This window comes from Planctomycetaceae bacterium (assembly GCA_041398785.1).
GTDB lineage: Bacteria > Planctomycetota > Planctomycetia > Planctomycetales > Planctomycetaceae > JAWKUA01.
In genome coordinates, this window is sequence record JAWKUA010000010.1 from 104,970 (window position 1) to 117,051 (window position 12,082).

Genomic DNA, 12,082 nt, shown 5'->3' on the forward strand with positions numbered 1-12,082 from the left:
CCGGAAAACAGGTACTATCGCATCACTGGCGAGATCAGCCCGGATGATCCGAATCCCTGCTGAGCTTGTCCCGACTGGCGACCTGCTGTCGGCGACTGGCTGCCGGAGAAGCTGGCCGGTGTCATGACCGAAGGGCGAACAGTCGATGGTGTACCGCTGGCCGCGGTGTTGGCTGCCGGCTGGATCAAGGTTGAACCGGACGGTGTCTTCTGGACACAGTCAGCGGCTGCTCCCGGGCGGCAGCCATTGGGGTGCTGCGGGCAGCTTCCGTTCTGCAGACAGTTGATGCAGCCCTGGCAGTCGTCACCGTACTTCGGAAGTTCGATCATGTTATGGAAGAACAATTCGTGATCCGTCGGAGCGTCAGTGAACTGACCAGGACCGTACGGCGGCACTTCTTCCGGTGACATGGGAGCGACGTACTCAGGAGTCACCAGAATAATCAGTTCCGTTTCAGATTCGGTGTACTGCTTCCGGCTGAAGGCCGAACCGATCCACGGCAGTTCACCCACGAATGGAATCTTGGACGTCGCCGCGTCTTCACGCTGCGAGATCAGACCGGCGATGACCAGCGTTTCGCCGAAGTTCATTTCGACCTGAGTGCTGACTGTGCGTGTCGTGAAGGCCGGTACCGTCACGCCGTTGACCGTCACAGCGTTGGAGAAGTCTCGTTCGCTGACAGTCGCTTCGATTTGCTGCCGAACACGGCCATTGCCCAGAATGTGCGGCACAGCGTCCAGCACGACACCGAATTCCTTGAACTGAATCGCCGTTGTTCCCAGGCCGGCCGGGACGATCACGGGAGTTTCGCCGCCGTTCAGCAGGTGAGCCGGCTGGCCGTTATGAGTCACCAGCATCGGCGTCGCGTGAATCTTCAGTAGACCTTCTTCGCGAAGGGCCTTCAGGTAGCCTTCAAAAATACTGTTGGCATTGATGAAACCGAAGCTCAGGGTCGGGTCGGCGAGTCCACCCAGAGTCAGTGTCGGTCCGGCGCTGGTAACGTTCAGGCCGGTGACCGGCGTAATCGGACCGGGAGTGCTGACCAGGTAGCTGCTGTCCTTCAGGATGTCAAAGTTGAATCCGAAGCGACGGATCTTGGATCGCTGAACTTCCAGCACCTTGCACTTCAGCATCACCTGCTGAACACCGCCGATTCGCATGTGGTTCAGCACGGACGGATAGAACTGTTCGGCGACGGCCACGATTTCGTTGATGTGATCGGGCTGCGTAACAAAGCCGCTCAGCAAGACCGCGCCTTTGATTTCCTCGACCTGCACGGCATCATTCGGATAGCGCCGCTTCAGGTAGGATTCCAGGTGCCGCACGTCACCGCGAACCAGGACTTCGACTTTGTAGTACTGGTCGTATTCATCCATGATCGTCACGGTCGTGACGCCGGTCGCGAGGGCGTAGACGCGAACCTGTTGGGGATTTCCCTGGACGACGTCGATCTTGATGACGTCGGCATCAAAGTCCAGCACACTCTTGATATTCGCGGAGTGCTGGATGATGGTCGTGAATCGCTCGTAGATTGCGATCTGGTTGTCGCCCGGCTGCAACTGGTACACGGGACTGGTACCGGTCGCCTGCGCGGAGCAATCGGTCGACGACAACAGCAGTAAAATCGCAGAGGCGAATACGCCAATGGTGTGTTTCAGGGTTGGCATCCATGCACTCCGGAAAATGTTGAAGTACTGATCGCGATCACACTGATCGGGAATTACCGCTTCAACTTACGCGCTCCGCGCGATCCCTGGTAACTCGGTCGATCCACATTTCACAGTCCCGGTAACAACCGCCACGCTGAACGGAAATCCCTTTTCCGTTACAGCGTGGAGGTGGAACCAGAGTGTGATTTCTTCCGTCTATTTCAGCAGGTCCAGAAGACCGGATGCCGCTTTCTCAAGATCGACTTCCAGTGCTCCGTCCAGCTTCTTTTCAAGATCCCAGATGGAACCGGCTTCAGCCTCCGGGGCTTCTTCCGTTTCCGATTCGTACACGTCGTCGGCTGCTTCTTCTTCGTCGGTCGTGGTCACCGGTTCGTCAGAATCCAGATTGACCTCTTCCATTCGCAGCGAACCATTTTCATAGATCGCAATTTTCCATGTGCGGGGCGGTACCACTTCAGCGACCTGAACCGGTCCCGAAGCGAACGGCTGCTCCGTATCCGGATCGATTGCGGGCGACCATTCGTTCTGCAGCTGATTCAGAAGCGAATCAGAATCCGGCAGACGAAACGCCGGACCTGCTTCCTCACGGACATTCAGTACAGAGACGTCCCGCTGCGTTTCGGCACTGATGGTGCCCAGATTCTCTTCGGAGAGTTCCGCAACGTTGGTCTCGTCCAGGTCGCCGTTCGACCGCAGCGTCGTGGACAATTCCCCCTTCTTTCGAGCAAGCTGCAGTAACGAAGCCTGCTCAGGCGTCACCAGGACGGAAATCGTCTTGGCGGCACCGCCCCCATCCTTATTGATACCGTAGACCTTGTCGTCCACGGCAAACACTTCAACGTATTCCAGCAGAGGTTTCACCTTCTGCCGTCGGTTTCCCGTTGCGTCAACGTCCTGCCATGTCAGCAGCACGTCCACACGATTTCCCGGTCGCAGCATTCCGCTGTGACTGGTGGTTGCGTCCACCTGAATCGTGGTGACACGCATTCCCGGGGGAATTTGCGTCGAAGCGCCAAGTTCACCGGGATTTCCAAGTTTTTCCTGCAAAATCCAGTCGCCGGGAACAGCCGGAACCTTCAGCGCTCGTTCGCTGATCTGATCCAGACTTGTGACCGCGCCTGGCGGGCAGACACTTTGGTCAACCTTGATGAACTGAGTATTCAGTTCGTTCAGAGCCTCGCCCGGTGACAGCGGCGTTGCTGCCACCAGCACCTGCACTGTCTCAACGGCCCCCGAGTCATTCCTGTTCAGCACTCGCTGAACACCCAGCATCGCCACTAAACCACAGCTTGCCGCAACGACAAGCAGAATCAACGTCTGACTTTTCATAGGTAATGAGACTCCCGGCCTGTCGCACTCCGTTGTCTGAACTGCGGCAGGATTCGCGGGATCGCCTCCCGTTCCTGCATTGTTCGCAGTGCAGTCAAAAGCCGCACGATCGAGCCATGCCCCATCAGCATTGTCATCGGCAGAGACGGAATCTCCGCTTCAAGCAATGCTGGCAGGAATGCCAAACTCAAAGTGTCCTGTAAAATTGTGGCCGCAAGGTCGACAGGGACTTCCCGATCGGAAAACCCAACAGCCACTCCGTGTGTTTCACTAATGGTTTGCCTACATCAGACCGGCATACATGAAGTAGCCGATCGATCCGATGCAGATCGGAATGCCGTACGGCAGCAGTGCCATCCGGGGCTTGCGTTCAGCGGCAATCCGTGACAGTTCGTAGGGATTCCGAATCACCATCCATTCTGAAAGGATGGTCAGGAAATTTTCGTAGTGCTTTTGCCAGGTGCCTTTCACGGCCACCATGACAATTGCCATGACTGCTCCGACGATGGCCGATACGACAAACGCTTCAAGCGTGATCTGCCATCCCAGCCAGGCTCCGATGCCGGCCATCAGCTTGACGTCGCCGGCTCCCATGCCTCCGACGGAATACAGCGGCAGCAGGCAGGCCAGTCCCATGGCGATTCCCGCTACGCTGGCTCCCGCACCGCTGAGTCCATCGACCCACGAGCAGTACACCAGTCCGGACAGGACCATCGGAAACGTGATCCAGTTGGGAACCCGAAGCTGCCGGCCGTCAATCCAGGCGGCCAGAATCAGAATTGCGGAGACCAGTTTGACCGGCCAGTTGCTGAGGAGAATATCGTTCCAGTCCATGTCTCAAGTCCTGTGTCAAAAGCGAGGGAAATACCTGTACGTGCGTTCGATGCAAAGGGCACTGAACAGAACGCTGTCCGTTGCTGCTCAGCGATTGGAACGGATCCCTGTTCCGACTACGCGCGGCCCGTCGGCAGCAACAGCCGGATGCTGAAGATGATCACAGCCATCCCGAATACCGCAGTTCCCTGCAGCAGGTCGGCCGGACTGATTTCGATCCAATAGGGCAGCATGTGCGTGATCCTCTTGTTAGTGGTTCTCCTGAAACCTAGGTCACACTTTTGGCCGGTCAAGAAATTCCGGCAAATTGAATCGATTGAGACCTGACTCACACCCTGCGCCGATTGGTCCCCTTCGTCGCGTTGCGGAAACTCCGGAGATTCGTACGAACAATCCCCGTCGACCAAACCGTTTCGACCGGCAACCATTCGCCGTCGCACGGAGATGCCTGCGCGCAGCAAAAAGGGCCTGAACCGCAAGGTTCAGGCCCTCTCTGGATTTCCGTTCGGCAGGACTCGACAGCTCGACGTTGCCGTCCGCGATCGAGCCGCACTCCTTCGCGGTCTGCCGTAGTCCCTGCGCCCCAAGGCGCGGGAAACTATGTCAGGTAGTTGCCAACCTGCTGGAACTTGCTGTTGGCGTTCTTGCCAATCGTGGTGATTGCAGCGAGGCAAACCACGATGATCAGAGCCATCATGACAGCGTATTCAACTGCAGTCGGGCCGTCTTCAGAAACCATGAACTTCTTGATGCTGTTTGCGAACTTCGTCATTTCAAAAACCCCTCAGGTTTTATCCCGTCTCCGGGAACACAACGTTGCGACAGGCGACATCGCCTGCCAACCCAAACAAAATCCCCGCTTACGCAGGGGGGACCCACAGTCTGCGGCGTTTCCGCCGTTGTGTGACCGTTCGGTGTCCCGGTCAACTGCCTTTCGGCCGGCTCCGGGATTCACCTCACACCGCAAAATTAGGTCAGGGTTTTTGGCAGTCAAATTTCTTTCAAAAAGATTTTCGGAATCGCACCGGTCACCAGGTCTGGCTGGAAAACAACGGACAACACTGTGCTGCCATTCAGACAGCACAGTGATTCGACGCAGAAAATAGCGGTTGTTCCGGTGCCGGACGAACCTGTCCCGATTGCCGGGTCGACACGACCACTGCCGCAGTTTCGTCGGCCGCCGTTCCTCAGATCGTGTACCGCGACTTCACACGGGCCAGCGCGGGCTGACTACTGCGTGTCGGATTCTTCCGATTCTTCTTTCGCTTCATCTTCGGGGTCGTACAGCGATCGGGCTCCTTCGGCGTCAGGGATTCTGTTGTCCTTAAACATCGCGCCGAAGGTTTCGCCGCCGGGCGACTTCACAGATTCAACTTCCTTAAACGCCTTCTTCACTTCTTCCAGCAGCGCCTCGTTTTCGGCCTTCAAAGCGTCCTCACCGCTGGCTTTGGCGACATCCAGACGCTCCTTTGCCTCACCGGGAATCCGCTTCGCCAATTGCAGGCCATACGCGTTGAGCCAGTCCTTCTTCTTTCCCTTAACGTGGCACACATTGCAGCTTCCCTTTTTGAATTCCGCTTTGAAGTCGTCGCTGTCACTGGACTTGACATACTTCGTTTCGAACTCCTTCTTAAACGGACTGATCGCATCCGCGCTGCGATACGTGCAGGCGATGATCGCCATTGACAACAGGATCAGACATGACTGCTTCACAGTGAAATACCCCCTTGATGGCCGCGAACGCCACTCCGGCGCAAGTCATCAGTCGACAACGAACTGCGAGGCGACGCGTGAGAACGCCCGCTTCACCGTCCAAATCCGACTATGCGACAGGTGTTGATCCGCGGTTGGTCAGAAAAGACGACTCGGTGAATCCGAAGTCGCAACGTTTGTGCTGCGGCGATCACCGCATGGCAAGCCACGCAGCCGTGCCCGGTGCCGCAGCAGGATTCGCGTTGAAAACATCGCCGGCACATCAGCCCGCGTGCGGCGCTGAAACGTCCCTGGATGGCCACAATGGAAGCAGTCGGCTGACAAAAAACAGCACCAGAACCGGAGCAACCAGCACGGCCGCAGCCGCCAGCAGCCCTTCCCGACCGCCGATGTGCAGCGGGAATTCAACGAACCCGCGAAAACTCTTTGAAAACAGTTGCCCGCCGACCACGACATTCCATCGCATCGCAAAGACCTGCACCAGAACCAGGACGGACGCGACGCCACTGAGTGTCGCTGCGGACCCTGGCTTTGAAGCTGATCTCATGGCGATCGCCAGCAGCACGAACGGAACAACGGAACCGATCAGAAGCTGAACGACGCCATAGGAAAACGCCAGACGCTCCGTCAGCAGCGCTGCCAGCACTGACCATTCAGCGCCGGCTTCGTAGGCCATGTGGATGAGTTCCAGCATTTCCAGCGACACAGCAACAATCAGCGAAATCCACAGATACCGAGCAAGCGCCTGAACGCATCGGGCATCCGTTGCCTGGCCGCGATAGCGGCACAGAAGCAGATACAGAACGATCAGCGCGGCGATCCCGGACACGACGGCCGACGCCAGGAAGATGACCGGCATCAGAGCCGTCGACCACCACGGATTCGCCTTGACCGCACCAAACAGAAATCCCACGTAACCATGCAGCACGCAGGCCGCCGGGATTCCGATGATCGACAGCAGCCGGATCAGCCATTCGTCCGTGGCCCGCGAACCGACAGTCATCTCGCGGTCACCCAGTGACAGGACGCGATAGAACACGCCGGACAGACCCGTCGCGGTCTGAGCCCGTGCGACGATGTCCGGACGAAACACGAGCCACACTTCGACGACCAGCAACAGCATGTAGAAGCTGTAAATGATGCCGAAGCCCGACATCGCCGATGTCGCACTGGGCGTAATCATGATGTTGAACGCACGTTCGGGATGATGCAGGTGCAGCAACAGCGGCAGCGTCGCGAAGCTGCAGAAACACAATGCGGTAACGAGCGCCAGCCGGGCAACCGGCTTCAAGACATGCTGATGAAACACGTGGTACAGCGATGACACCACAAAGGCTCCCGCCACCAGACCGGTGATGTACGGGTACAGCACAATCATGATGCTCCAGGGAACATGCAGGTCATTCGGAAACACGAACGATGAACCTTCCATCACACCACCTCCTCGGACAGACCGACATAGTGCAGCTTCGGATGAGTGCCGAGATGTTCCTTCAGAACGCGTGTCGGAATCTGACGCAGCTTCTTGCTGATTTCGCTTTCCGGGTCATCCAGCCTTCCGAAGACGCGAGCCCCCACGGGACATGCTTCGACACATGCCGGCTGTTCGTTTCGCTTGATCCGGTGGTAGCACCAGGTGCATTTGTCCGCGTTCCCGGTGTCCGGATTGATGAACCGCATGCCGTAAGGACACGCCTGAACGCAGTACGCGCAGCCGATGCACCGATCGGCGTCCACCAGCTCCACACCTTCCGGTGACGTAAGCGAAGCATGCACCGGACAGACCTGATTACACGGAGCGTCCTCGCACTGATTGCACAGTTTCGGAGTGAAGTAGGCCCGATCGACTTCCGCCGGATCGATTTCCGGAATGCCTGACCCGGCGTATCCCGTTTCCGGCACCAGGTCCACCTGCACGCGACCGTCCTTGAAATGCACGTATCGCTCAACCCAGGTTCGCGAATAACCTTCCGGCACATTGTTCTCAGCACGGCATGCCGTCAGACATTTCCCCGTTCCGACGCACTTTTCGGTGTCCACCAGAAAACCGAACAGAACATCGTCCTGCTTCTTCGCTGTTCCGCCGGCGAGTGTCGAGACCTGCGTGCCGCGGGAACTTTCCGGGGCGACCGGAAGCAGTGTCAGCGAAAACGTGCCAAAGGCAATCGTGGATGCTCGTTTCAGAAAATCGCGACGCGACTGGTCGGTCTGCCCCGATCCGCAGCCTCCGCAGGCGCCGTGATGAGACGCGCAGTCGCCGGATGAGCAATCGCCCGGCCCGTTATTCAGGATGTTTAAAGACGTGTTCATGGCTTGCTTCCAGACGCACTAGAATCCGGGACTGTGGCCGGTGTGGCATTCGAAACACACACTGCTGCTTTCGATGTCTTCAGCGCCCTGTTCTTCCAGATGTTCGGCGACATTGATGCTGCGGAAATTCGATGGCATTCCCACGACGGACATATGACACGACAGGCACGTGGCTCGATCGTGCGTGATAAACAGGTCGGCCTTCGTGAGAAAATCGCCGTCCCATTCTTCCGCCGGGGGAATGGCATGGTCGGGGTCTTCGGCAGCCAGAGCGGCGTCCGCCATGTGCTGCCGGCCGTTGCCGTGGCAGTGCATGCACAAAACGGCCTGGTGCGGCGACTCGGCACGTTCCTCCTGCACTTCGGCATGGCAGCTCAGACACTTCGCGTCGGCCTGCAGCACGCTGGGGAACGCAGCATTCTCTTCCAGCGCCGCGGCGCGATAGGGACCTCGTTCCCCGAATGCCGGCGGAACAATCTGACTGCGAACGAACAGTGCTCCGGCTCCCGCGGCAACGATCAGCACCGCCAGAATTCGCAGATGCCTCGCGTCGCGGGAAAACAGCACCGCCGCATTCATCCGAAATGCGGACGCGCGGTAATCGTGCAGGGAATCACGGATGTCTTCCACCTGACGCCGCACCACCGACGTTTCTGCGGCGTTTGAAAAAGTACCGGAGGACGTTCCGGTATCGGCGGTCACGACCGGCGCCTCCTGCGGCAGGCTTCCGTGTTGAACACGTGTGGCAGCTTCGAACCGACGACCGGTACCGGTTGTCGGCAGACCACCGGGCCCCGCTGCCGCAACCTCGATAAACACCAGGATGAACACGGCAATGGCGGCAAGGACCGCAATCATCAGTCCAAACAACACGATGACAAACATGTTCCGGTTCCTCCGTTGACAGGAGTCACGTCCCATTGCGATCAGGCAACGCGGCGAGGTTGGCGTTCAGGCGGAGACGCAGGCAGGAAGTTCAGAGTCTTGAGGCGGGATACCTGATATCTTCATATCAAGATATTGAACTCCAGAATACAGGTGCGATCGGGGGCTGTCAACGGCGTCAGAGGCAGGGAAATCGCATGAGAAGTCCTGGTGAATTTCGATGCGTCGGCGGCTTGACAGCACCGCCGGTGTCGACATGATCCCTGCGGACGGAGTTTCGGCGCGTTTCGCCGTGGCCCGGTGAGATCAGGCCGACCGTTCAGCGACCGGCAAGCGGATGACGCCGTCGTGTTGTGTTTCCCGGATCCTTTTTTCAGAAAGCAGGGTGCCATGAAGTCTGTGAAAGTTGCTGTTGCCGTGTTGTTTGCTGTGATCATCTGTGGGCTTGTGAGTTCGTCCGTGACAGACGCATTCGCTCAGGTGAAGTCGGGCAAGACACGTCCGGCCTCCACCAAGTACCTGATGCGCGGCGTCGTCAAGCCGCACTGCGGCGACTTGGGTGCCATGCTGAAGGAAGGACCGAAGGACGATGAGGCGTGGGATGCGGCGGCCTGCCATGCGGCCTGCCTGAGTGAAATGAGCTACACGCTGATGGACGACGGTCGCTGCCCGGATGCCGTCTGGGCCATGGCTGCCGGCACGACTCTGCGAGAAGGCAGCGCCGCGCTGCTGGCTGCCGCGGAAGCAAAGGATCTGGAAGCCGCCAACGCCGCATTCAAGACTGTCACGGCTTCCTGTGCGGCGTGCCACAAGGAACACAAGAAGTAACGCGAAACCGCGCGTCTACACGGATCATCGGCAGGCTTGCCCCGGCCGACCGCCGTCGCCAATTTCGGAATTCCAATTCAGCGGCTCAGGAACGTGCCTGTCACGATCCTGAGCCGTTTGTTGTTTCCGGTGAGCCGCTGGTCGTTTCCGATGAACAGTAATGCCGCGTCACCATGTCATTCTGGATCCACAGCAGCTTGTTGAATGCTCGCTGCGTCTTCAGTGCCGTAGCGCTGTCCAGCGGTGATTCGGCAATCACCTTCAGGATGATGTCGGACAACATGCCGATCAGTGCGTTCATCTGGACCAGCGGAACGTCGATCAGCTTGCTGCCGGCTTTGGGCGTGTGGATCCTGCCGACCATGTCCAGGTACTGCACCATTTTTGCGTCATACGACCGGCCGATCAGTTGCATGAAATACCGATTCAGGTGATCCATGCGAAACTTGATCTGCGGATGCTCCGAAGTGACGTCGGCAAGGTTCGTTGGCACCTCACCGTCGTAACCGTGCTGTCGGGGGACGAAATGCCGAGCGGTCGCGTCGTAGGCCAGCAGCTTCTGGTACGTCAACTCGACCAGTTCAGCGATTCGCGGACCGATGTGTGGAGCGAATCCCTGAATCAGCGCGACGTCATCGGGACCAAAGCCGATGAACTCCGCCAGATACTCGTAGCGATACTGCACGTCTGTCTGCAGTCTTGTTTCGTCAATCGTCTGCATTGTTTCCTGTCGAAGAAGGACATGCCGCAGAAAGAAAACCGGTTCCGAACGAAACGTCACGAAACGTCCCGAGTTCCCCCGAACCTGCGCTCGGAACCGGCCCCCTCCCCTTCGGCAGTGCGAATTGTCCGAAAAAACTCGGGGGCTTCCTCCGCGAGGTCAGTCCAGCCCCGGCCACCATCGAGCAACTCACCGCGAACCCGGATTGTTCCCGCGATCAGAATTTCCTGAGGCAAGGCGTCCGGGAGAAGGTGGTTATTTCGAGTAGGCGAAACGAACACTGAACGATGGGACTCCGATAGCGTCGAACACGCGCCGCACTCCAGCGACACCGCTTGTTCGCGGACTACGCTCCCAGCTGAACCAGTTCTGCCGGCGGTGACGATTCAATAATCTTCAGGTCAAACTTGTCCTGCAGGATCTTGAAGACGTTTGGCGTCACAAACGCGGGCGGCACCGGGCCAACGCGAATCCCCTTAACGTCCAGAGCCAGCAGACTCAGCAGTACCGCCACCGCCTTTTGTTCAAACCATGAAAGCACAATTTCCAGCGGCAGATCATTGACGCCGCAGTCGAAGGCTTTCGACAGCGCCAGAGCCACCTGGACGGCTCCGAACGCATCGTTGCACTGCCCCATGTCCAGAAATCGCGGCAATCCGGCGACCGTGCCATAGTCGTGGTTGCGAATGCGATACTTGCCGCAGCCCAGTGTCAGAATGATCGATTCCTGTGGTGCCGATTCCGCCAACTGGGTGTAGTAGTTTCGTCCCGCTTCGGCACCGTCGCAGCCACCGATCAGGTAGAACCGCTTCAGATCACCGGACTTCACGGCGTCGACCACCTGCCCCGCGACACCAAGGACCACGCTGTGATGGAACCCGATCGTTGATTCGCGAACCTTGTTTTCCGGCAGCGGAGGACACTTTTTCGCCTTTTCGATCACGGCCGAAAAGTCGTTGTCCTTCAATCGAGTGCCGCCGGGAACTGCCGTCACACGGTTTGTGAACAGCCGATCCGCGTACGTGTCGGGAGGAATCAGCACACAGTTGGTCGTCCCCAGAATCGGCCCGGAAAACAGCGGGAATTCCCAAAGCTGATTCTGCCAGGGGCCTCCGTAATGCCCTGCCAGGTGAGCATGCTTCTTCAGCTCGGGATAACTGTGAGCCGGCAGCATCTCGCCGTGTGTGTAAACGTTGATGCCGGTCCCCGCGGTCTGATCCAGCAGATCCGACAGGTCCAGCAGGTCATGGCCCGTGACCAGAATTCCGGGTCCCGCTTTGGTTCCTTCGTAGACGGTTGTGGGCTCGGGAGTCCCGAAGCGTTCCGTGTGGCCCTGGTCCAGCATTTCCATCACCCGGATGTTCTGCCGACCACATTCCAGAACCATCTCCAGCAGACTTTCCAGATCGAAGTTGACGTTCGTGACCGTCGCAAAGAGTGCTTCTTCAATGAACGCGCTGACGTTTTCGTCCGTTTTTCCCAGTCGCCGGGCATGGTGAGCATACGCCGCCATACCCTTCACGCCGTACAGCAGAATTTCCTGCAGCGACTGCATGTCTTCGTCTTTGCCGCAAACTCCGATGTCCGTGCATCCGACCCCATTCTGAGTCTGTTCGCATTGATTACAGAACATGGTTTTCCTCGCCTGACTGAATCTGATTCGGGAACATGATTCGGACGCGTGTCCGAACACTCAATCACGGCCGGCAAGGTACGGTACACAAAACAGGACGTCAAGGTCCACAAGTCTTCTTTTCGTGCAATTCCAGTGGAAACATGCAAATCGCGCGGC

11 protein-coding genes are annotated in these 12,082 nt (G+C 58.1%); 1 reads left to right on the top strand and 10 read right to left on the bottom strand.

The features are described 5' to 3' along the window. Positions 1-14: 14 nt before the first annotated feature. From R3C19_13500 to R3C19_13535, 8 genes are all read right to left on the bottom strand, one after another. Entirely contained in the window at positions 15-1,667 is a 1,653-nt protein-coding gene (locus tag R3C19_13500; protein ID MEZ6061354.1) for a hypothetical protein, read from the bottom strand. 198 nt (positions 1,668-1,865) lie between these two features. Next, positions 1,866-2,999, bottom strand: a complete 1,134-nt coding sequence (cpaB, locus tag R3C19_13505; GenBank protein MEZ6061355.1) for a Flp pilus assembly protein CpaB — start codon at positions 2,997-2,999, stop codon at positions 1,866-1,868. Between the two features lie 282 nt (positions 3,000-3,281). After that, on the bottom strand, positions 3,282-3,833 hold the full coding sequence (locus tag R3C19_13510) for an A24 family peptidase (protein ID MEZ6061356.1): 552 nt from the start codon (positions 3,831-3,833) through the stop codon (positions 3,282-3,284). 598 nt (positions 3,834-4,431) lie between these two features. After that, on the bottom strand, positions 4,432-4,605 hold the full coding sequence (locus tag R3C19_13515; protein MEZ6061357.1) for a Flp family type IVb pilin: 174 nt from the start codon (positions 4,603-4,605) through the stop codon (positions 4,432-4,434). Positions 4,606-5,063: 458 nt separating this feature from the next. Next, positions 5,064-5,546, bottom strand: coding sequence for a hypothetical protein (locus tag R3C19_13520; GenBank protein ID MEZ6061358.1), 483 nt, complete (start codon positions 5,544-5,546; stop codon positions 5,064-5,066). Between the two features lie 262 nt (positions 5,547-5,808). Beyond that, entirely contained in the window at positions 5,809-6,978 is a 1,170-nt protein-coding gene (nrfD, locus tag R3C19_13525) for an NrfD/PsrC family molybdoenzyme membrane anchor subunit (GenBank protein ID MEZ6061359.1), read from the bottom strand. Further along, the gene (locus R3C19_13530) at positions 6,978-7,856 is read right to left on the bottom strand and encodes a 4Fe-4S dicluster domain-containing protein (protein MEZ6061360.1); all 879 of its coding nucleotides are present in this window, start codon (positions 7,854-7,856) and stop codon (positions 6,978-6,980) included. The genes nrfD and R3C19_13530 overlap by 1 nt, the downstream gene beginning before the upstream one ends. 18 nt (positions 7,857-7,874) lie before the next feature. Further along, positions 7,875-8,741, bottom strand: a complete 867-nt coding sequence (locus R3C19_13535; GenBank protein ID MEZ6061361.1) for a hypothetical protein — start codon at positions 8,739-8,741, stop codon at positions 7,875-7,877. 390 nt (positions 8,742-9,131) lie between these two features. Here R3C19_13535 and R3C19_13540 point away from each other — a divergent pair, with 390 nt between their 5' ends. Next, complete coding sequence (locus R3C19_13540; GenBank protein MEZ6061362.1) at positions 9,132-9,569, top strand: cytochrome c; 438 nt, start codon at positions 9,132-9,134, stop codon at positions 9,567-9,569. Positions 9,570-9,669: 100 nt separating this feature from the next. Here the strand turns inward: R3C19_13540 and R3C19_13545 are convergent, their stop codons facing one another. Next, positions 9,670-10,350 (bottom strand): protoglobin family protein, encoded by a 681-nt coding sequence (locus tag R3C19_13545; protein ID MEZ6061363.1) that lies wholly within the window; start codon positions 10,348-10,350, stop codon positions 9,670-9,672. Positions 10,351-10,636: 286 nt separating this feature from the next. Continuing rightward, positions 10,637-11,923 (bottom strand): hydroxylamine reductase, encoded by a 1,287-nt coding sequence (hcp, locus tag R3C19_13550; protein ID MEZ6061364.1) that lies wholly within the window; start codon positions 11,921-11,923, stop codon positions 10,637-10,639. Positions 11,924-12,082 lie beyond the last annotated feature (159 nt).

Bases quoted from the DNA above. Each gene is read 5' to 3' on its own strand.
- R3C19_13500 (MEZ6061354.1), bottom strand. From the start codon at position 1,667: ATGCCAACCCTGAAACACACCATTGGCGTATTCGCCTCTGCGATTTTA.
- cpaB (MEZ6061355.1), bottom strand. From the start codon at position 2,999: ATGAAAAGTCAGACGTTGATTCTGCTTGTCGTTGCGGCAAGCTGTGGT.
- R3C19_13510 (MEZ6061356.1), bottom strand. From the start codon at position 3,833: ATGGACTGGAACGATATTCTCCTCAGCAACTGGCCGGTCAAACTGGTC.
- R3C19_13515 (MEZ6061357.1), bottom strand. From the start codon at position 4,605: ATGACGAAGTTCGCAAACAGCATCAAGAAGTTCATGGTTTCTGAAGAC.
- nrfD (MEZ6061359.1), bottom strand. From the start codon at position 6,978: ATGGAAGGTTCATCGTTCGTGTTTCCGAATGACCTGCATGTTCCCTGG.
- R3C19_13530 (MEZ6061360.1), bottom strand. From the start codon at position 7,856: ATGAACACGTCTTTAAACATCCTGAATAACGGGCCGGGCGATTGCTCA.
- R3C19_13535 (MEZ6061361.1), bottom strand. From the start codon at position 8,741: ATGTTTGTCATCGTGTTGTTTGGACTGATGATTGCGGTCCTTGCCGCC.
- R3C19_13540 (MEZ6061362.1), top strand. From the start codon at position 9,132: ATGAAGTCTGTGAAAGTTGCTGTTGCCGTGTTGTTTGCTGTGATCATC.
- hcp (MEZ6061364.1), bottom strand. From the start codon at position 11,923: ATGTTCTGTAATCAATGCGAACAGACTCAGAATGGGGTCGGATGCACG.